Annotated in this window: 17 protein-coding genes and 1 pseudogene; 5 read left to right on the top strand and 13 right to left on the bottom strand. The window is 60.0% G+C overall.

Going from position 1 to position 20,676, the window contains the following annotated elements:
• Positions 1 to 15 precede the first annotated feature (15 nt).
• From MHH62_RS02680 to MHH62_RS02635, 10 genes are all read right to left on the bottom strand, one after another.
• Positions 16 to 1,737, bottom strand: a complete 1,722-nt coding sequence (locus MHH62_RS02680) for a ShlB/FhaC/HecB family hemolysin secretion/activation protein (RefSeq protein ID WP_032902391.1) — start codon at positions 1,735 to 1,737, stop codon at positions 16 to 18.
• A gap of 271 nt (positions 1,738 to 2,008) precedes the next feature.
• Positions 2,009 to 3,868, bottom strand: a complete 1,860-nt coding sequence (locus MHH62_RS02675) for a calcium-binding protein (protein WP_014718560.1) — start codon at positions 3,866 to 3,868, stop codon at positions 2,009 to 2,011.
• Positions 3,869 to 4,237: 369 nt separating this feature from the next.
• Positions 4,238 to 4,855 (bottom strand): hypothetical protein, encoded by a 618-nt coding sequence (locus tag MHH62_RS02670; protein WP_020302730.1) that lies wholly within the window; start codon positions 4,853 to 4,855, stop codon positions 4,238 to 4,240.
• Complete coding sequence (locus MHH62_RS02665; protein WP_019817111.1) at positions 4,855 to 5,553, bottom strand: hypothetical protein; 699 nt, start codon at positions 5,551 to 5,553, stop codon at positions 4,855 to 4,857. The genes MHH62_RS02670 and MHH62_RS02665 overlap by 1 nt, the downstream gene beginning before the upstream one ends.
• 56 nt (positions 5,554 to 5,609) lie before the next feature.
• Positions 5,610 to 6,371, bottom strand: coding sequence for a phosphate ABC transporter ATP-binding protein PstB (gene pstB, locus MHH62_RS02660; RefSeq protein WP_019817112.1), 762 nt, complete (start codon positions 6,369 to 6,371; stop codon positions 5,610 to 5,612).
• A 76-nt stretch (positions 6,372 to 6,447) separates the two neighbouring features.
• Complete coding sequence (gene pstA, locus MHH62_RS02655; RefSeq protein WP_014718563.1) at positions 6,448 to 7,341, bottom strand: phosphate ABC transporter permease PstA; 894 nt, start codon at positions 7,339 to 7,341, stop codon at positions 6,448 to 6,450.
• On the bottom strand, positions 7,341 to 8,306 hold the full coding sequence (pstC, locus tag MHH62_RS02650) for a phosphate ABC transporter permease subunit PstC (RefSeq protein ID WP_003191517.1): 966 nt from the start codon (positions 8,304 to 8,306) through the stop codon (positions 7,341 to 7,343). The genes pstA and pstC overlap by 1 nt, the downstream gene beginning before the upstream one ends.
• A 74-nt stretch (positions 8,307 to 8,380) precedes the next feature.
• Positions 8,381 to 9,412 (bottom strand): phosphate ABC transporter substrate-binding protein PstS, encoded by a 1,032-nt coding sequence (gene pstS, locus MHH62_RS02645; protein ID WP_020302728.1) that lies wholly within the window; start codon positions 9,410 to 9,412, stop codon positions 8,381 to 8,383.
• Positions 9,413 to 9,857: 445 nt separating this feature from the next.
• Positions 9,858 to 10,484 carry an isochorismate family cysteine hydrolase YcaC gene (ycaC, locus tag MHH62_RS02640; protein WP_003191542.1) on the bottom strand — a complete coding sequence of 209 codons (627 nt, stop codon included), beginning with the start codon at positions 10,482 to 10,484 and terminating at the stop codon, positions 9,858 to 9,860.
• A gap of 63 nt (positions 10,485 to 10,547) precedes the next feature.
• Positions 10,548 to 11,237 carry an isochorismatase family protein gene (locus tag MHH62_RS02635; RefSeq protein ID WP_032902445.1) on the bottom strand — a complete coding sequence of 230 codons (690 nt, stop codon included), beginning with the start codon at positions 11,235 to 11,237 and terminating at the stop codon, positions 10,548 to 10,550.
• A gap of 338 nt (positions 11,238 to 11,575) precedes the next feature.
• On the opposite strand from MHH62_RS02635, the gene MHH62_RS02630 reads away from it, so the two are divergent.
• On the top strand, positions 11,576 to 12,472 hold the full coding sequence (locus tag MHH62_RS02630; RefSeq protein ID WP_014718572.1) for a LysR family transcriptional regulator: 897 nt from the start codon (positions 11,576 to 11,578) through the stop codon (positions 12,470 to 12,472).
• 66 nt (positions 12,473 to 12,538) lie between these two features.
• On the opposite strand, the gene MHH62_RS02625 is transcribed toward MHH62_RS02630, so the two are convergent.
• Positions 12,539 to 12,997, bottom strand: coding sequence for an Hsp20 family protein (locus tag MHH62_RS02625; protein ID WP_014718573.1), 459 nt, complete (start codon positions 12,995 to 12,997; stop codon positions 12,539 to 12,541).
• A gap of 227 nt (positions 12,998 to 13,224) precedes the next feature.
• Between MHH62_RS02625 and MHH62_RS02620 the strand changes: the two genes are divergently transcribed.
• Positions 13,225 to 13,653 (top strand): glycine zipper domain-containing protein, encoded by a 429-nt coding sequence (locus tag MHH62_RS02620; RefSeq protein WP_339232390.1) that lies wholly within the window; start codon positions 13,225 to 13,227, stop codon positions 13,651 to 13,653.
• Positions 13,654 to 13,816: 163 nt separating this feature from the next.
• On the opposite strand, the gene treS is transcribed toward MHH62_RS02620, so the two are convergent.
• Both treS and MHH62_RS02610 read right to left on the bottom strand, forming a co-directional pair.
• Positions 13,817 to 15,880, bottom strand: a complete 2,064-nt coding sequence (gene treS / locus MHH62_RS02615; RefSeq protein ID WP_339232389.1) for a maltose alpha-D-glucosyltransferase — start codon at positions 15,878 to 15,880, stop codon at positions 13,817 to 13,819.
• 153 nt (positions 15,881 to 16,033) lie between these two features.
• A complete protein-coding gene (locus MHH62_RS02610) occupies positions 16,034 to 16,843 on the bottom strand; it encodes an AraC family transcriptional regulator (protein WP_019817117.1) in 810 nt (269 codons plus the stop codon).
• Between the two features lie 187 nt (positions 16,844 to 17,030).
• Between MHH62_RS02610 and MHH62_RS02605 the strand changes: the two are divergent.
• The 3 genes and pseudogenes from MHH62_RS02605 (at position 17,031) to MHH62_RS02595 (ending at position 20,578) form a co-directional block, all read left to right on the top strand.
• A pseudogene (locus MHH62_RS02605) lies at positions 17,031 to 18,655 on the top strand (APC family permease).
• Positions 18,656 to 18,666: 11 nt separating this feature from the next.
• Complete coding sequence (locus MHH62_RS02600; RefSeq protein ID WP_339232387.1) at positions 18,667 to 19,593, top strand: 4-hydroxyproline epimerase; 927 nt, start codon at positions 18,667 to 18,669, stop codon at positions 19,591 to 19,593.
• A gap of 37 nt (positions 19,594 to 19,630) precedes the next feature.
• The gene (locus tag MHH62_RS02595; protein ID WP_339232386.1) at positions 19,631 to 20,578 is read left to right on the top strand and encodes a dihydrodipicolinate synthase family protein; all 948 of its coding nucleotides are present in this window, start codon (positions 19,631 to 19,633) and stop codon (positions 20,576 to 20,578) included.
• Positions 20,579 to 20,676: the final 98 nt, after the last annotated feature.

Raw genomic sequence — 20,676 nt, 5'->3', positions numbered from 1 at the left:
AAGGCGGTCAAAAATTTAAAGGAAAAAGTCCAGACGGAAATAGATCGGCGCTTCACGGTCCGTGATCGCTTCCGGTCGTTCCAAAGAGTGTGCAAAGGTCACGCTGGCCGCGACGTTCTTGCCGCGCGCAAACAACTCCACCGAGTTGCTGCTCATGCGCCCATGCTGCTCGGCGTTGTAGCGGCCATGGCTGATGACGCCCTGGTCGTAGCCCAGGCTGGTGCCGTATTCAGTGAGCACCGGCTGCATCCAGGCCCAAGTCACCGGCCGACTCCAGCGCAGGTCGTTGCGCCAGTAGCCGCCGCTGTCGCCGGCAAGCATTTGGTCTTTGTAGCCACGAATCGACGACTGCCCGCCGAGGCTCATGCGCTGTGGGCTGAACAACACGTCTTCGCTGTGCTGACCGGTCATCACACTGCTGAAACTGAGGGACTCACCCCACAGTTTGAATGGATACAGATAGCTCACCGTGGCGGTGTACTTGCGGTAGCGCGCATCCGGCTGCCCAGGCTTTGGATCGTGATTGGCCTGGGCATCGAATGCGCCGATGCCGTTTTGCATGCCAAGGTCAATGTTGAGGAATGAACCGCCGATACGCCGACCATGGTTGATACCCACTTGCGCTTCGCTGAGGCGGTTGCTGCTCAAGGCAAGCTTGCTGTCTTCAATGAAATTATTGGTACGAAGGTAGGCGATGCCAGTGTTCAGAGATGTTTTGCTCAACGCATCACGATGGATAACCCGCTCCAGGCGCAACTGGTGATTCTGACTGTCGCCGGTCTGCTTGAACTTGAAGTGGTTGGCCTCGGCCTGGGAGCGGTACTCACTTTCGATGTAGCTGTACGAGAGGTTCCACCAACCGAACGGCAGGCTGTAACTGAGCATCGAATTGCGCGAGGTTTTCTGGTGATCGCTGACGGCATCGTGGCCGCCACGTAGCGAAAGCTGGTCGGCCAGGCCCAACGGATTGTCCCAATCCAGGCTGGCGCCCCACTGCTGCTCACCGGTGCTGCGCTGGCCGCCGTTGTGCCGCGACAGGCCAACACGCCAGGGCTTTTGCGAGGTGTTTTTGACCAGTACATCACTGCCCCCCACGGCCTTGCCCGGCGCCAATTCCATCTGCGCCTGGTTCGACGGCAAGCGGTTCAACTGATCGACCATCTGCTCGATTTCGCGCAGATTGAGCAGTTCGCCCTGCTTGCCGGGGAAGCTCATGGTCAATTGACGGTCAGTGATTCCGCTGCCTTCGGCAGCCTTGAGGCTCTCCAGCTTACCTTCGACCACTTGGATCTTGAGATTGCCGCTGGAAAGGTCTTGCTGCAGCAAATACGCGCGACTGGTGACCAGGCCTTTGGCCAGATAACGGTCGGTGATCACCTTGAGCACCGCGTTGAGTTGCGGCACACCAAGACATTGGCCGAGGTAGGGCTTGATCAGATGAGCTCGCTCACCTTCAGTCAGCGCATCCGCGCCGCCCAGCTCGATGGTTTTGATCGGGAAGCAGCGGGTATCGACAGGTGTTGCCGAGGTTGCCGGCGCGGCGGCTTTACCCGGCAAGTCTTTGAGCTCCTCAAGGCGCCGTTGCTGCTCTTCGAGCAGGCGGTCCTGGCGGTCACGGATCAGGTCGGTGATGCCGGGGGCGTTCTGCGGCGTGGCCGCTTGCGCCCATCCGGAGGTGCCCAGGCAAAAAAAAGCGGACAGCAGGCTTAACCTGGTCCGACGCGGTAAACGCCACACTGTATAGATCCCTCTATATGGCTTTATGCCATCCAATGTGGCGATGATAAGATGTCATTTTGATGGCGTCAATTAACAGTGCAAACTCGTTCAACCCTTCACGCAGAGCGGCTCAGGCGTGAAAATGAAGAGTTTTTGCCCGTTTGAGTCCGACCGCTAGGCACTGACGCTGCGTGTGGTACCGAGCCATTGCGTCAAACAGCAGGCCATAAAAAACCCCACAGCTTCGGGGAGCCTGTGAGGTTTTACCTTCCGTTTCGCAGGTGTCGCATCACACCACGCTGATCATCTCTGCACTCAACTGCGCCGCATTGAACCCCACCAAGGTGACACTGCTGTCCCCCGCCAGAATTACGCTGTCACTGCCATGCTGGGTAGTGGCACCGAGCACGGCATCGGCGCTGGCAAACAGCGACTTGGCGAACACCAGCAGGTCCTGCCCATTCTGGTGAATGTTGAAGTCGCTGATCACGTCGTGGCCAAACCCGCGTTGATCGAAAACAAACAGGTCGCTGCCCACGCCACCGCTGAGTTGGTCATTGCCCAACCCGCCGATCAGGACGTCATTGCCGCTGGCGCCATACAGCGCGTCGTTGCCCGTGCCGCCCAGCAGTGTGTCGTTGCCGTCGCCGCCGTGCAGCAGGTCGTTGCCGGCGCCACCGTCGAGCCGGTCATTGCCGTTCTGGCCGAATATCAGGTCACGCGCGGCGGTGCCTTTGAGGGTGTCGGCCAACTGGCTGCCTTCGATGGATCTGGCATACGCCTTATCGGCGCCAAACAGGCCTTCGAAGTCGAGTTTGCCACTGGTCACCGTATAGGCCGGCGTGAGGACCTCGCCAATGCCACCGAAGAGCCCGCCGAACACGGGCACCTGGCCGAGGCTATTGGCCAGGCCGGTTTCGAACTCCACATGCTCTACGCCGTGCAATTCCTTGAGGCCGTATTGGCCGCTGCTGTCGTTCAAAAACAACGTGCCATCGCTGAGTTTCACCGCTTCGTAGGAAGATGCAGTGCCTTTGAGGAAGACTTTGTCGTTGCCTTCACCGCCGGCGACAATATCGGTACCGGTACTCACGCGGAAACTGTCGTCACCCTTGAACCCGTCGAGGAAGTCATCGCTGCGCCCGTCCTGCAGCTTGTCCGAACTGTCGGTGCCCAGCAGGAAGGCCGGTGTGCCGTAATGGTTGGAGGTGGCGGTCTGTTTGTCGCTGACCCAGGTAAAGCTGCGGCTGATGGCGTCGAGATTGCTGATGATGATGGTGCTGTCGCGTTCGATGTAATCGTAGAAGGTCGATTGGGCGATACGCTGGATAGGGTTGATGAAAATGCCTTCCAGATGCGCGGCCCAGCCTGACAGGTTGGCAATTGAGAACGGACCATTGGGCCAGGTTGGCAGCGCGTAGATCGTGTCGAACAGCACGATGTTGTCAGTCGTCGAAGTGTAACTGGCGTCACTGCCTTGAAGCGCATCGATAATGGCGCTGCCCACGTTGGTCTCTTGCCCCGTGAGGCGGTGGACCACATCGTTTTCAAAACCGAAGTTGAAGATTCCGTCGCTGTTGCTGGACTTGGGCGACTCCATACCAAAGTAGTCCGAATCCTTGAAAAAACCGTCTGCCAAAGTGTCCTTGCCGATATACATGCTGTTGGTGACAGAACCACCCTGGCTGTAGCCGGTGACCAGAACATCTTTGCCGCTCAGGTTGTGGTCGGTGGCGTAATCCTTGATTGAATTGAGCAGGTAGTCGTAGCCGTTGATATAAGAGTTATCGATCATCGCCGGCCAACCCAGCAGATCAATTGGCGAGTTGGTGCCGGCAATGGAAAAACCCATTTTGACTAATTGGCCGCTGTCATCGTATTGACCAAACACCCTGGCCTGGGAGCCGAACACGCCGTCACCGGTAAAACTTCCAGTGATGTCGATGTGGCTGCTATCCACCTGCAGTTCGCTCGCGCCGATTTCACGCCAGCCCTTGGGCAGCGCGAAGGTGTTGCCCTCGCCCAGCACAAGTCCCGGAATGTTGTAGAGCGCGCCGACGGTCGCGACACCACTGGTGTAAGTGGCAAGGGTCCAGGCATCTGAAATCAGGACGCGGGCATCTTGCCCCTTGTAATCGAATATAGCCATGTCAGTACTCCTTGAGCCCAGCGATCAACACCGAAAGTCAACGGTAATACCTGATGCGTCGGGCTAAACAATATGCATTGAAGTTGTTGTTGTGCATTCTGTTCAGGCTGCTTCGTTGCTTAATATCGAGGTTGACCATTAAGGAAGCTCGTCAACACTAGCCTAGAAGTGCAGCGTTAAAGTGACCGACTATCGGATGACAAGGGTATGTACTTAGGGAGATAGACGACAAAAGCGCCATAAGCGCTGTTTGACGAACACGAGGTGAAGTTCTGTGTTGTTCGTGACTGGCGAGTCAAAGAAAATCAAACCCTTATAGCAAGTTGTGAACTGCAATAAGGGTTCGATAAGTTCAGGTTTCACTGGAACTCAGGAAGAATAAACCTCAGCACCTTGGCATACAGGCTGCTTGAACCTGGGTAATTGCTGCCGGGCCAGTTGCGCCTGCACGCCCGCGACCGCTTCAAGCACTCGTTGTGCCCAGTGCTCATCCTGCGGGTCGACCACCACCACGCGAAAGCCGTGGTCGTTGCCTTCAAGGCGCACGCCCTCGGAATCATCCACGTGCAAATCAATGTCGAAGGCCGGCGGAAATTTCGAGGGGGTGTTCGACAGCCCATGCACCGTGAGGGCGTGGTTATGCCGCTCGCTATTGACTACGCCGTCGACACGAATGCCGTACAGCATCAGCCAACGCCTGATGTAGGAAGGCGCCCTTCCCGATGAGGTATAGACCCAGATACTGCAACCCTGGCGCCGCAGCTGCCGCGTCAGCGAACGAGTGCCGATACGCAGCGGCTCTCCCCACCAACGATGAGCACAAGCCGGTAGCCAGCTGCTCTCGACGTCAGCGTGGTGGAGCTGGCAAGCCAATGTGTCGTCGATATCAAAGGAGATGCGTACGCGCGGGCGCTTGGCGGCACGCGTGAGAAGCGCCTGCTGGATGGCTTGCACGGCTCGGCTGGCGAGTGTTGGATACCGGCGCATTAATGGCCTCCCTGATAAATAGGCTGTGGTGCGTCGTTCAAGAAAAACGCCTTGGGATCCGGCGCCTGTTCCTCCAGGAAGGCGGCGTACTTTTTCTTGATCTTGGGCAATTCATACAACGCCTTGACCCCATGTTTGGCCGAGTTGCGGATTACCGAGGAAGGATTGAAGTAACCCTCGGCATTTTCCAGCGTCAGCACGAACGGTGGCAACCCGGCCCGCATCAGCAGATAACTGACGATCAGCGAACCACTGCGGTTGTTGCCTTCGATGAACAACTGCGGCTTGCTGAGGATGCGCACATACACACCGGCCGCACGCTTCCACACCGATTCACTGCGATACGCGCAGTACCAATTGAACAAGTCCTTGATACCGCCTTCAACGTTGTTGAAGAAGTGCTCCTCGGTGGCGGCCAGGTGCTGCGCGTATTCCACGCGGCGCGCCGGGTCGCTACCGCAGAGCACCGTGGCGTTGATCTCCAGCATCAGGTCCAGATGATGAAGGTCAAACAGGTCAACGCCCCGTGCGACATAGTCGTCAACCAGCGCATAGCCTTCAAGCACGTTGTGCAGCACTTCGTCGGTCAAGGGGTCGCGCGGCTCGGTAAATTGCGTGCTGAGCTCGGCAAAGCGGCTCTGCACTTTGCGGAGCGCGCGTTCAATCGCTGACAAATCAAGACGATGCGTTGCAGACATTGGCAATCCTGGGCTGACGGTGGCGCACCTGTGGTTTCTATCGAACATGGAGTTACTCAGCTGAACTTGCCACTGATGTAATCCTCGGTCATCTGTTCACGCGGGCTGCCAAAAATCTGCGCGGTCGGGCCCATTTCCACCAGGTAGCCGGTACGCGTGCCCTGGGAAATATCCACCGAGAAAAACGCCGTGGTGTCCGCCACGCGAATGGCCTGCTGCATGTTGTGGGTGACCAGGGCGATGGTGTAATCCTTCTTCAGTTCCACCATCAGCTCCTCTACCCGGCGAGTCGCAATCGGGTCGAGTGCCGAGCACGGCTCATCGAGCAACAGCACTTCCGGCTCGGTGGCGATAGCGCGGGCAATACACAGCCGTTGCTGCTGGCCGCCGGAGAGCGACAGGCCGCTGACCTTGAGCTTGTCCTTGACTTCATCCCACAGCGCAGCGCCTTGCAGGGCGTGCTTGACGCGATCGCCCAAGTCGCCTTTGTAGCGGTTCAGGCGCAGGCCGAAGGCGACGTTGTCGAAGATGCTCATGGAAAACGGGTTCGGCTGCTGGAACACCATGCCGATGTAACGGCGTACCACCACCGGGTCTACACCCTTGCCATACACATCCTGCCCCAGGAAATGCACGTGGCCTTCGAAACGAAAGCCCTTCACCAGGTCGTTCATGCGGTTGAGGCTGCGCAGTACCGTACTTTTGCCGCAGCCGGACGGGCCGATGAAACCGGTGATCTTGTTTTTCTCGATCGGCACATGGCTGTCACGCACTGCCATGAAGTTGCCGTAGAAAATCCTGTCCAGCTTGCAGTCCATGACCACAGGCGATTGGGTAACAAACGGAGCGGCTATTTGCGCAGTTGAGACGTTCAAGATTCAGATGCTCCCGTTCTTAATACTTAGGCTTGCCGAAGATACGGCTCACAATATTCACGACCAGCACGATCATCACCAACACCAACGAGGCCGCCCAGGCGAGCTCCAGCTGGTTGTCGAAGGGCATGCCGGAAAAGTTGTAGATCAGCACGGCAAGGGAGGCCGTGGGGTTCATCACCGCCAGGTCGCCGTCGTGGTAGATCCAGTAGTTGCTGAACAGCGCGGTGAACAACAACGGCGCGGTTTCGCCTGCGGCACGAGCCACAGCAAGCATTACGCCGGTGAGGATCGCCGGCAGGCCGGTCGGCAAGATGATCTTCCAGATCACCTGCGAGCGGGTGCAACCCATGCCGTAGGCAGCGTCCTTCATGATCTTGGGCACCATGCGCATCGACTCTTCAGCCGTCAGCACCACGATGGGCAGCATCAGTACCGCCAGGGCTACGCCGCCTGCCGGTGCCGAGTAGGTGCCGGTGGTCATCACCACCAAGGCATAGGCAAACACGCCGGCCAGGATCGAAGGCAAGCCGGTGAGCATCTTGGCGGCAAAGCGTGCAGCGTTGGCCAATTTGCTGTCCGGCCCCAGTTCGGCCAGGAAGATCGCGGCCATGATGCCGACCGGCACCGCAATCGCGGCAGCGATACCGACCATCACAAAGGTGCCTGCCATGGCGTTGCCGAAACCGCCGCCTGTTTCGAAGCCGGTGGGCGGCAGTTCGGTGAACACCTCCAGGCTCAGGCGTGCGCCGCCACGGGTGATCAGCATGTAGAGCACGGAAATCAGCGGCACACTGGCCAGCAGCGCGCCAAACCATACCAACGTGGTCAACACCAGGCTGCGCAAGGCGCGGCCTTCGAACTTGCGCTGCAGGCTCGGTACAGCGGTGATAGGGGATGTGAGATTCGTCATCATCGGTTACCCCGTTGGGCGTAGAGCATGATCATGGAACCGATGACATTCACCAGCAGCGTGATGAACATCAAGACGAGAGCGGCGTACATCAATACCTCCACCTCGTTGGGCCCGGCTTCGGGGAAGTTCAGCGCCAACAAGGCTGCCAACGTATTGGCCGGCGCGAACAGCGACAGGGAAATGTTGTTGGCGTTGCCCACCAGCATCGCCAGCGCCATGGTTTCGCCCAGCGCACGGCCGAGGCCAAGTACCAGGGAGCCAAAAATACCGGTGGCGGCGGATGGCACCATCACCTTGAGAATCGCCTCCCAATGGGTGGTGCCCATGCCGTAGGCGGCCTGCTTGGTCTTCATCGGCACGCTGGTGAGCGCGTCCTGGGACACGGCGGCAATCGTCGGCAGAATCATGATGGCCAACACCAGCGCCGCCGGCAGCAACCCCGGCCCGCTCAAGGACGTGCCGAAAAACGGGATCCAACCCAGTTCGCTGTTCAACCAGGTGGTCAGTGGCCGAATGGCCGGGATCACCACGTAGATGCCCCACAGGCCGTACACTACGCTGGGAATAGCAGCGAGCAGTTCAACGATGGTGCGAAACACAGCGGCCAGCTTGGCCGGCAGAAAATCCTGAGTCAGGAAAATCGCCATGCTGACACCGAAAAAGCCTGCAATCAGCAGCGCGATGAAAGCGCTGTAGAGCGTGCCCCAAATGGCCGGCAAGATCCCGTACTTGCCCTGATTAACGTCCCAGACGCTGCCAAAAAGCACATCGAACCCGTGCTTTTCCATGCCCGGCAAGGCCTTGCGTCCCACCTCGAATACCAAGGCTGCGACCAACGCCAGAATCAGTACCACCCCGATTCGCGCGAGCCCACGGAAGGTGCGATCGACCAGGAAGTCTTTGGCCGAGGGAGGTTGGCAAGCAGAATCCCGGTTAACCGGTACGACGAAAGGTTTGTTCATTGGCTAATTCCGGAACAGGGGGGAAACGCCCCCGGCGCGGCAAACAGCCCACACCGAGAGCGGCCTCACGGGTGTTACTGAATGTTGGCGGAGGCTTTGCGTACCTGCTCCACCACCGATGGCGGCAGCGGGATGTACCCCATCGAGTCGGCGATTTTCTGCCCCTCGGTCAGGCTGTACTCAACCATTTCGCGCATGGCCTTGGCCTTGGCAGGGTTGCCGTTGTCCTTGCGGAAAATCATCCAGGTGTACGAGGTGATCGGGTAAGACTTGGCACCGTCCGGGTCCGGCAACCAGGCCACCAGGCTTTCCGGCATCTTCACGGCGGCCAGGGCCTCGGCGCCGCTTTCGGCGTTCGGCACTACGTACTGGCCGGCCTTGTTCTGCAACTGGGCGAAGTCAACCTTGGCCAGTTTGGCGAAGCCGTATTCGATGTAGCCAATCGCGCCTGGGGTCTGGCGTACGGTGGCAGTCACACCATCGTTCTTGGGCGACTTGATGAATTTGTCGCTAGCCGGCCAGTTGACGGTGTTGCCCTCCCCCAGTGCCGTTTTGAATTCAGGGTTGATGGTCGCCAGGTGTTTGGTGAATACCGCCGTGGTGCCGCTGGAGTCTGCGCGCACCACCACGGTGATCGGCGTGTCGCCAAGCTTCAGGTCCGGGTTGGCGGCGACGATCTGTGGGTCGTTCCACTTGGTGATCTTGCCCAGGAAGATATTGGAGTAAACATCGCGTGGCAGCTTGAGGCCCTTGGGATTGCCCGGCAGGTTATAGGCCAGCACGATTTCACCGGCGGTCATTGGCAGCAGTTGCACGCCCTCGGCGACCTTGGCGATGTCTTCGTCTTTCATGGCCGAGTCACTGGCGGCGAAGTCGACGGTTTTATTCAGGAAGTCCTGCACACCTGCGCCGCTGCCCTTGGACTGGTAATCCACGGTGACGCCAGCGGTCTTCTTGCTGAAATCCTTGAACCAGGTGAGGTAGATCGGTGCAGGGAAGCTGGCGCCAGAGCCGGTGAGACGCACGTTTTCGGCGGCGAAGGTCATGGAGGAGGCACACAGGGATACCGTAACGGCGAGTGCTGCGGACTTCATCAAGCTTTTCATTAAAAGGAACTCGTTGTGGTGACGGGCTCCCGAACTGTGAAGCAGGGTTGTTACATTTTTATGAAAATTGAATGGCGAGGGGGTGTTTTGTCCCGCTTTGCCGCCACAGCGCTGTGTTTTTAGGGCATGGGTTAGTAACAAAATACGACTACAGTGCTGTCATCCCTCTAGCGGTACTGATCTTGCGCCCGTGACGGTCGAAGCTGATCCCATTGATGCTGCGCCATCCAACTGTGGGAGCTGGCTTGCCTGCGATGACGGTCTGACAGCCAACGCCTATTTACCTGACACCCCACCGTTGGATCGCGGGTGTGTCAGGTAAATAGGTGTCGGGCGCAATGCCGCCATCGCAGGCAAGCCAGCTCCCACAGTTGGACCTAGGGGTGTCAGGGGAAATAGGCGTTCTACCGCTCCCCCCACGGCTAGCGGCCGCCTTCCATCAGGCTTACTTGCCTTCAGTCAACGCGTTGTAGCTGGTGAACAGGTTGCGGTAGTCCGGAATGTGGTTGGAGAACAACGTCCCCAAGCCCTCGATGTCGTTGCGCCAGTCGCGGTGCAGCTCACAGGCCAGGCCAAACCAGGTCATCAGTTGCGCGCCGTTGGCGGACATGCGGGCCCAGGCGGACTGCTGGGTCAGTTCGTTGAAGGTGCCGGAGGCGTCGGTGACCACAAACACTTCAAAGCCTTCGGCCAGGGCCGACAGCGCCGGGAACGCCACGCACACTTCGGTCACGACGCCGGCAATGATCAATTGCTTCTTGCCGGTGGCCTTGATGGCCTTGACGAAATCTTCGTTGTCCCAGGCATTGATCTGGCCTGGGCGCGCAATGTACGGCGCATCCGGGAACAGGGCCTTGAGCTCGGGCACCAGCGGGCCGTTGGGGCCGGTTTCGAAACTGGTGGTGAGGATGGTCGGCAACTTGAAGTACTTGGCCAGGTCAGCCAGGGCCAGCACGTTGTTCTTGAATTTGTCCGGGTCGATGTCGCGGACCAATGACAGCAAGCCGGCCTGATGGTCGACCAACAGTACCGCGGCGTTGTCTTTGTCCAAACGAACGTAAGGTGTAGACATCTTCATACTCCTGATAAATAGGCAGCGCCCAACATGGGCTCGCCGCAAAAGGCCCCAGCGTATTTACTTGCGCTGTGAGTCTAGTACTTCGTGGTTGTTTGCCACTTCCTGAGCCTTGATGTAGCTCTCGATCAGAAGCTGGTAATGCGGCATGGCCTGGGTGTAGACGTTAGCCCACTCCTGGGCATCCGGGCGGTTCCAGGAGCCTTGCAGCTCCGACAGCGTGCCCATGATGTCGATCGGCACCACGCCGGCCTGGGCCAGGCGTGCAACGGTCAGGTCGGTGGCCAACCTGGAGTGGTTACCCGACGCATCGACCACCGCGAACACCTTGTAGCCTTCATGCACCGCCGCAATGGACGGGAATGCCAGGCACACACTGGTCAGGGTGCCGGCGATCACCAACGTCTTTTTGCCGGTGGCTTTGACGGCGGCATGGAACTGCGGGTTGTCCCACGCGTTGATTTCGCCACGGCGGGCTACGTACTGGGCGTGCGGCGCGGCTTCGTGGATTTGCGGAATCAACGGGCCGTTGGGACCTTGCGGCACCGAGGCGGTGGTGATGACCGGTATTTTCAGCAGGGTCGCGGCCTTGGCCAGCGCGATGGCATTGGCGCGCAATTGAGGAACATCAATGTCCTTGACGATCTGGAACAGACCACTCTGGTGGTCGATCAGCAACATGGCGGTGTCAGCGGGGTCAATCGTCGGCTTTTGACCATTGAAGTTTGCAGCGTTACCTGATGCAGTCATTTGCATGTCCTCTTGCTTGGCGATACCTCCCTGGCGTGTGCGCCGGAACTGCGCCCGGCCGTGCCTGTACTTCCTGTACAGATACGCTTGGGCAACGACCTGGACGTGTGTCAGCAGGCCCACCCAAAAAAACAGTGGGACCACCTTAAGCATCGCGCTCAGGGTTAGGTAGTGGCTGAAACGGGCCGCTCCATCTCAAAAATGGAACAATGCAGCCGCACGGTGGCAAGCTCATTTGGACGTGCCAGTCGTTACAATGCGATCATCGGCTCCATCCCGTGGATTTCAGGCACTTGCGCCAATCATGACCGTTCACTTATTTCCAGGCAGGTGCCTTCATGGATATCAAACAACTTAAATTCCTGATCGCGCTGGAGCAGACGCGCCATTTCGGCCAGGCCGCTGCCCGCTGCAACATCACCCAGCCCACCCTGTCGATGCGCCTGCGCAACCTGGAGGAAGAACTGGGGCTGGAGCTGGTGACCCGCGGTCAACGTTTCGAAGGCTTTACTCAGGCCGGCGAACGCGTGTTGGCCTGGGCCAGGACCCTGCTCGCCGCCCATGACGGCCTGTTCGCCGAAGCCGCTGCGTGTCGCGGCCAGTTGGTCGGTAACCTGCGCCTGGGCCTGGTGCCCCTGAGCGGCTTCAATCCGATCAGCTTCATCCAGGGCTTGTCCCACAGCTTCCCGGAACTCAAGTTCAGCCTCACCTCCATGAGTTCGGACAAAATCATCGAAGCGCTGGGCACCAATCAACTGGACTTGGGCGTGTGCTACCTGGACCACGTGAGCCCCAACTACCTGGAATTTTTCGAACTGGGCGAAACCCGTGTCGGCCTGCTGTACGACACTCGCCACTTCCACTTCGAAGGCACGCAGATGAGCTGGGAAGAAGCCGCCGAACTGCCCCTGGGGATGATCAGCAATGGCATGCACTACCGAAAATCCATCGACTTGAGTTTCCGCAGTCGCGGTCTCGATCCCCAGCCGATTCTGGAAAGCGACTCCACCTATCAACTGTTCCAGGCCATCCACGAAGGCTTCTGTTGCGCAATCATGCCGTTGGACAGCGGCCTGGAAAACCCCATCGAAAACCTGGCATTTATCCACCTGCCAGACGCCAGTGTCCTTGCGCCCCTGGGCATGGTGATGCGCAAGACCGAACCGCGCTCGGTCATCGCAGAGAAGTGTTTTGCCGAGGCCAGGCAGTTGTTTGCACCCAATACCCAGGCTTAGCCGGCCTGCGTTTGCAGCGCGCACAAAAAAGGCGCTCCGTAGAGCGCCTTTTTACCGCCGATTGTTTTACTGCAAGCTGACCTGACGCAGCTCGGGTTTGGTCTCACCACCAATCATGATGCGTTTTGGCTTGGCCTCTTCAGGCACTTCACGCAGCAGGTCGATGTTGAGCAAACCGTTGGTCAGGGATGCGCCACGTACTTCGATATGGTCCGCCAAGCGGAACGACAACCGGAACGCACGTTGGGCAATGCCCTGGTGCAGGTAAGCGACCTTATCGTCGGTTTCGCGTTTTCCGCCGGAAACCGTCAATACACCCCTCTCGACCTGGATATCCAGATCCTCCTCCGTCAGGCCAGCCACGGCGATCACGATGCGGTACGCGTCGTCACCGTGCTTTTCCACGTTGTGAGGTGGATAGGAATTCGGAGCCTCGCTGCGCAGCGCCGACTCGAACAGGTCATTGAAGCGATCAAAGCCCACCGATTGACGGAACAGTGGGGCCAACGACAGGGTAGTAGCCATTTTAAAATCTCCTGAGTTTCTCCAAGTGATTTAGTACGCAACCCGGATTCGGCATCGCGTGATCCAAAATTTATGGACGCGCAAAAGGAATTCAAGAGGGCTGGAAAAAATTTTTCTTGTGCAAGGGGCGATCACCGAAGCCCAAGTGTTATGACGTGTGCTCTAATCAAAATGCCAGGCGTGCTTTACCCCGTGAGCGCCTGAGACAGCCCTTGAGGTACAAAAAAATGAAAATGACATTCCCGGCCCTGGCATTGGGCATTCTGATCTCCCAAGGGGCCCTGGCCGCTGGAGATGGTACAGCCGCGCTGGGAGGCGGTGTCGGCGGTGTGTTGGGCAACGTGGTAGGCCAGCAGCTTGGTGGCTCGACCGGTGCGGCCATCGGCGCCGGCGTGGGGGGCGCCGCCGGGAGTGCGGTGGGGGCGCAAAAGGGCAACAAGACCGAAGCGGCGATTGGCGGCGGTTTGGGCTCGGCAGGCGGTTCGCTGATTGGCAATCGCCTGAGCGGCACCACCGGCTCGACCATCGGCGCCGGCGTGGGGGGCGCAGCCGGTGGTGCGCTGGGTAATAACCTGGCCGATGACGAGAGCGGCCATCGTTCAGGCGGTGCCAAGCACAAAGGCAACAAGCATAAGCACAAGAACAAGCACCACTGATCGCGTGGCACGGCGCTGTTAGCCACCAAACACTAACCTGTGGCGAGGGAGCTTGCTCCCGTTGGGGCGCGAAGCCGCCCCGCTCTTTTGTTCAAAGAGGCTGGGACTGCTACGCAGTCCAACGGGAGCAAGCTCCCTCGCCACAGTTACCGTTTCGTCGCCTTTACATCGGCGTGCTGCTCACCACCCGCAACGCCAACCCTTCATACGCGTCCAGCGTGATCGTGAACGCACCCTCCTCTGTCAAATCGCCTTCCACCCGCTCATTGATGATATCCACCACCGGCCCCGGTGCGATGTTGGGCAGGTGCAGGGTTTCGGTGATCGGCGTGGCGCCAAAGTTCAGCGCAGTGATTTGAGTGCCCTTACCCGCCGGCAGTTCGTGGACCATGATCAGCAAGCCGGGATGCTCGACGTCCGGCACCAGGATCTGGCGGCTGGCGGCGATGTCGTAGGCGCGGCGTACGGCGAGGATTTTTTGCAGTTGGGAGGCAAAGGAGTCCGGGTCCTGCAGCTGGCTGTTCAGACTGCCATACAGGCTTTTTGAGCGCGGCATTTGCCCCGCCGACAGTTCGGCGTCGGGGTTCAGGTCTACCAGATCATAAGCGCCACGATGGATCCAGCGGGTGTCGCCATCGGCCATCAAATGCGCCACCTCTTCGGCCGCCAACGGCAGCGCGCCCACCAGGTCCCAGCCGGACAAGGCAAACACCCCAGGTTGCATGGCGTTGTACATCACCAGTAGCAAGTGGATCTGGCGAACCTGCTGTATATCCGCCGAAGTGATCGCCTCCAGGTCACGGAGACCCAGGGCTGCGGTGATGATGCTGGCGGTGGTGCAGGACACGCCGTTGGTGACGAATTTGAGGTTATACGGCGCATGTTCGCCGGTGAGGCGTTCATACATCTGCTCGCGGATATGCTCGCGCAGGATGTTGCCGGGGAAGGTCTGGCCCTGGAACAGGAAGCTGTCATGGGCGTGCAGCGTCCAGAAATGCACCAGCTCCAGGGTCAGTTCATCATGGTTCTGCAGCGCGTGAATCAGCGAGCCGGGGTCGATGCCGAGGCTGTGCATCTGGCGCAGCATCAGGCGCAGGAATTCGGTATCGCCCATCAGCAATGCATGCTGGTAGGCCGGCCGGGTGATGAAGTCATAAGACAGGTCAGCGCCGCCGTGGGACATCGACGCGATGTCGTCCACGGTGAGGTTGAGTTCCTGAAAACTGAACCCGCCCGCCTTGCGAATGGCGCCGCCGAGTAACTGATTGCCGGTGATCGACAGCGGATGGCTTTCGGACCAGGCCGTGCCATCGAGCTTGCGCTCCACGCCGAGAAAGCCGTTGGCATCCAGGCGCAGGATTTTCGCGCCCATCACATCAATGGCGTGCAGCGCATCACCGATGATCATCTGCTGCGCAGCAAACGAAGGGTCGAGCCAGTTGAGCGACGGCTGGCCTTCCTTGAAGTAATGCAGGTACACCCAGCGCCGCGGCTTGCCATCCACGCCGAGCACCACCGGCGTGGCGCTCCAGTCGGTTTCTTTGACGCCGGGCTCGAAGAAAATCACCCGCTGCAATTGGCCGACGATGTAGTGCTTGTCACGCAGTGCGTCTACCTGGGAGGGGCTGAGGTTGTGTGCATCGCGCCCGGCGGCCACGTCGGGCAGCAACGGCCAGTCTTCCTCGCGGATTTCGACCATGTGGTACAGGCCGGGATAGTCCTCATAGGCCATTTCTGCCAGACGAAAGTCCGCGCCCTTGCCGGTGTGCGACGGGATCACATCGTCGATGATCACCGCATTGTGCGCGGCAGCCATGCGCGTCAAAGCCTGCAATTGTGCCTCGGTGCCCAGTTGCGGATCGATGTCGAAACTGATGCGGTCGAAATTGCCGTCGATGGTCGGGGTGTGCTCGGTGCCAGACAAGCCACCGGACTTCTTCAACGGGCCGTTGTGAATGCCCTGGATGCCGATCTTCGACAGGGTACGCCACAAGGTTTCGTCCCCCAGCGCCTCAAGCACGGTGCCGCCTTCGCGGGTGACAATCGAGGCGGGGTAGGCCGTGAACCACACCGACGACAAGGCCGAAGCGTCACGCGGCCGGGTCTGTGCATAGGGCTGCTGCCACAGGCGGCCTTGCCCCGAATACAGCTTGGCCCGCTGCCGCGCTACGTGGAGCATGGAATGTTGCACCAGCCAGTTCACATGGTCGTTGTTCGCCGCGGTCATAAGCTCGGTACCTGTCGTGGTGAAAAGGGTCGGTGTAAGCATATGAGGGGCGTGCGCGGCATTCGTTGCATCGACTTGGCTTCATCCAAATGTGGGAGGGGGCTTGCCCCCGATGGCGGTGGATCAGATAAAAATAGCCTGACTGACACACTGCTATCGGGGGCAAGCCCCCTCCCACATTAGATTTTCATCTGGCCTGCCGCCTTGCGTCGCTTGCCGGTACTGCCTAGGGGTGAACCCGGTTGAAGATTTGAACTGCCGGGTAAACGCGCTGTGATCGGTGTAGCCGCATTGCAGCGCCACCTCGGTAATTGGCAGCTCGGTATGCAACAACCGCCGGGCATGCTCAAGCCGGACTTTCTGGATCATTTGCCGAGGCGTGAGGTGAAACACGCGTTTGCAGTAGCGCTCCAGTTGCGCCACGGAAATCCCGGCGATGCGAGTCAATTCACCCAGGGTGACGCGGCGGTTGAAGTGGCTGCGGATGTGTTCGTCCACCGCCGCCAGGCGCTGATAGGCCGGGTGGGTTTCGCTGGCAGACTGCAAGTCCACCGAAATTCCGGCCAGGCCGATGATCGCGCCGAGTTGGTTGTACAGCGGCCACTTGTGGGTCAGGCACCAGCCGGGTTCGCGGGTGCCGTAGAGGTGCAATTCGAGTTGATCTTCCAGTACCAGCCCCTGCTTCAACACACGCCGATCTTGCTCGGTATAGCCGGGGCCCAATTGTGCGGGAAACACTTCGGCGCTGGTCTTGCCCAGCAGCGGTTGCAGCTGCTTGAGGCCGCAGCGTTGCACCAGGGTGCGGTTGGCGAGCACGTAGCGCGCGTCGATGTCCTTGATGAAAATCGCGGCGTTGGGCAGTACATCGAGCATCGGCAGCAACTGCTCTACCCCGCTCAATAGCTGCTCGATGTTGTGGGGTCGGCTGCCCTGGAAAAGGCTCGCGAACGCGCTCTGCAGCATGACTTTATCTGCCCTTTTATTCGTCGACAGCCAGCAGATTGCGCCATGGAACGAGCGCTGTCGAGCGCGGCAAATTGTGCTGAATTCGTCATCCATCGCCGCATAAAACATCAATCGTCAGCCGGGCATGTGGGTTCAGGATAGCGCCACTGCATGCCTATCCAATAACTCACAAGAAGGCGCCGCTATGTCAGGCCAAGGCAAGTTCAAGAAACAGCTGTCACTGATGGACCTCACCTTTATCGGGTTGGGGGCCATCTTCGGTTCGGGTTGGTTGTTCGCTGCCAGCCACGTGTCTGCCATCGCAGGCCCGGCAGGAATTTTTTCCTGGTTGCTCGGTGGTTTCGCCGTGCTGCTGCTGGGCATTGTCTACTGCGAACTCGGCGCCGCCCTGCCCCGCGCCGGTGGCGTGGTGCGCTACCCGGTGTATTCCCACGGTCCGCTGCTCGGGTACCTGATGGGTTTTATCACGCTGATCGCGTTTTCCAGCCTGGTAGCAATTGAAGTGGTCGCCTCGCGCCAATACGCCGCAGCCTGGTTTCCGCAGCTGACCAAGGCAGGTTCCAGCGACCCCACCACCCTGGGCTGGCTGGTGCAATTTGCCCTGCTGTGCCTGTTCTTTGTGCTCAACTACCGCAGCGTGAAGACCTTTGCGATCGCCAATAACCTGGTGAGCGTGTTCAAGTTCATCGTGCCGTTACTGGTGATCGGCGTGCTGTTCACCTTCTTCAAGCCGGCGAATTTCCAGGTGCATGGCTTCGCGCCGTTCGGCTTATCAGGTATCGAGATGGCCGTGTCGGCAGGCGGGGTGATCTTTGCCTACCTGGGCCTGACGCCGATCATTTCGGTGGCCAGCGAAGTGAAAAACCCACAGCGCACCATCCCCATCGCCCTGATCCTCTCGGTACTGTTGTCTACGGCCATCTATGTGCTGCTGCAAACCGCGTTCCTCGGCGGCGTGCCTACCGACATGCTCGCCAATGGCTGGGCCGGCATCAGCAAGGAACTGGCCCTGCCCTATCGCGATATCGCCCTGGCGCTGGGCGTGGGCTGGCTGGCCTACCTGGTGGTGGCCGATGCGGTGATCTCTCCCAGCGGCTGCGGCAATATCTACATGAACGCCACCCGCGCGTGGTGTATGGCTGGGCGCAGACTGGCACCTTCTTCAAGATATTCACGCGCATCGATGAAAAGTCCGGCATCCCGCGCCCGGCGCTGTGGCTGACCTTTGGCCTGTCGGTGTTCTGGACCTTGCCGTTCCCGTCCTGGGAAGCGCTGATTAACGTGGTGTCTGCCGCCCTGATCCTCAGTTATGCCGTGGCCCCGGTGACGGTCGCCGCCCTGCGCCGCAATGCACCCGACATGGCGCGCCCGTTTCGGGTCAAGGGCATGGCGGTGCTGGGCCCGCTGTCATTCATCATCGCTGCGTTGATCGTCTACTGGTCGGGCTGGAGCACGGTGTCTTGGCTGTTGGGCCTGCAAATCCTGATGTTTGTGGTGTACCTGCTGTGCGCGCGCTGGGTGCCGACCGCGCACCTGAACCTCAAGCAACAAGTACGCTCCTCGGCCTGGCTGATCGGCTTCTACGCCGTGACCATCCTGCTCTCCAAGCTCGGCAGCTTTGGCGGTATTGGTGTGATCAGCCACCCGTTTGACACCCTGGTGGTGGCGGCCTGCGCCCTGGGCATTTACTACTGGGGCGCCGCCACCGGCGTACCCGCCCACTTGGTACGCCTGGAGCAGGAAGAGGACGAAAGCGAAGCCGTCAGCGACGCGCACTACAGCGCCCCACTGTCCCCGACTACCCACTGATGGAGCGCCTTATGAAACGACTGCACGTGATTGACTCACACACCGGCGGTGAACCTACACGCCTGGTCATGAACGGCTTTCCCGAACTGGCGGGTGCCTCGATCGCCGATCAACTGGACCACCTGCGCACCCACCACGATCAATGGCGCCGCGCCTGCCTGCTGGAGCCCCGGGGCAACGATGTGCTGGTGGGCGCGCTGTACTGTGCGCCAGTCACGCCGGGGGCGACCTGCGGGGTGATCTTCTTCAACAACGCCGGCTACCTCGGCATGTGCGGCCACGGCACCATCGGCCTGATTGCCTCGCTGCACCACCTGGGGCTGATCCAACCGGGCGTGCACAGCCTCGACACGCCGGTCGGCCCGGTCGCGGCCACCTTGCACGAAGACGGCAGCGTGACCCTGCGCAATGTACCCGCTTACCGCTACCGCAAGCAGGTGCCGGTTGATGTGCCTGGGCATGGCGTGGTGCTGGGCGACATCGCCTGGGGCGGCAACTGGTTCTTCCTGGTGTCGGACCACGGCCTTGAGTTGCAGATGGATAACGTGGAGGCCCTGACCGACTACACCTGGGCCATGCTCAAGGCCCTCGAAGCCCAAGGCATCCGTGGCGCAGACGGTGCGCTGATCGACCATATCGAATTGTTCGCCGACGACGCCCACGCCGACAGCCGCAACTTCGTGATGTGCCCCGGCAAAGCCTATGACCGCTCCCCCTGCGGCACCGGCACCAGCGCCAAGCTCGCCTGCCTGGCCGCCGACGCAAAACTGGCCGCAGGAGAACCCTGGGTACAAGCCAGCATCACCGGCAGCCAGTTCCTGGGCCGCTATGAATGGGACGGCGAACGCGTACGCCCATTCATCACCGGCCGCGCCTACATGACCGCCGACAGCACCTTGCTGATCGACGAACAAGACCCGTTTGCCTGGGGCATCTGAGCCCATTATTCATTCAACTGAAACCGGAGTTAGCACCATGAGCGACAACATCTTCACCGGCTGCATGCCCGCCCTGATGACCCCTTGCACCGCCGAGCGCCAACCGGACTTCGACGCCCTGGTGGCCAAGGGCCGCGAGCTGATCGACATCGGCATGAGTGCCGTGGTGTATTGCGGCTCCATGGGCGACTGGCCGCTGCTCACCGAGGCCCAGCGCCAGGAAGGCGTGGCGCGCCTAGTGGCTGCGGGTGTGCCGACCATCGTCGGTACGGGGGCGGTGAACAGCCGTGAAGCCGTATCCCACGCAGCCCATGCCGCCAAAGTCGGCGCCGATGGTTTGATGGTGATTCCCCGCGTGCTGTCCCGAGGGGCTTCGGCCACTGCGCAAAAGGCCCACTTTGCAGCGATCCTCAACGCCGCTCCCAACCTGCCGGCGGTGATCTACAACAGCCCCTACTACGGTTTCGCCACCCGCGCTGAGTTGTTCTTCGAACTGCGCCGCGAGCACCCGAACCTGATCGGCTTCAAGGAGTTCGGCGGCGCCGCCGACCTGCGCTACGCCGCCGAAAACATCACCTCCCAGGATAACGATGTGACTCTGATGGTCGGCGTCGATACCCAAGTGGTGCACGGCTTCGTCAACTGCAACGCCACCGGCGCCATTACCGGCATCGGCAACGCACTGCCCCGCGAAGTGCTGCAACTGGTGGCGCTGAGCAAAAAAGCCGCCAAGGGCGATGCCAAGGCGCGTCGCCAGGCCCGCGAGTTGGAAGCTGCACTGGCGGTGTTGTCGTCGTTCGACGAGGGCTGCGACCTGGTGCTGTATTACAAGCATTTGATGGTGCTCAACGGCGACCAGGGTTACGCCCTGCATTTCAACGAAACCGACGGGCTCAGCGCTGCCCAGCGCCGGTATGCCGAGCAGCAGTACGCGCTGTTCCGCCAGTGGTATGCCAACTGGTCGGCCGAACAGAACGTCGCTTGATTTTCTGTAGGCGCGAGCTTGCTGTGGCGAGGGAGCTTGCTCCTGCTGACTGCGCAGCAGTCTCCGGCTTTTATTGGGGGCGCTTCGCACCCCAGCGC

This window comes from Pseudomonas sp. FSL L8-0168 (assembly GCF_037976155.1).
GTDB lineage: Bacteria > Pseudomonadota > Gammaproteobacteria > Pseudomonadales > Pseudomonadaceae > Aquipseudomonas > Aquipseudomonas paracarnis.
This window is presented reverse-complemented; position numbering and strand designations above follow the sequence as displayed.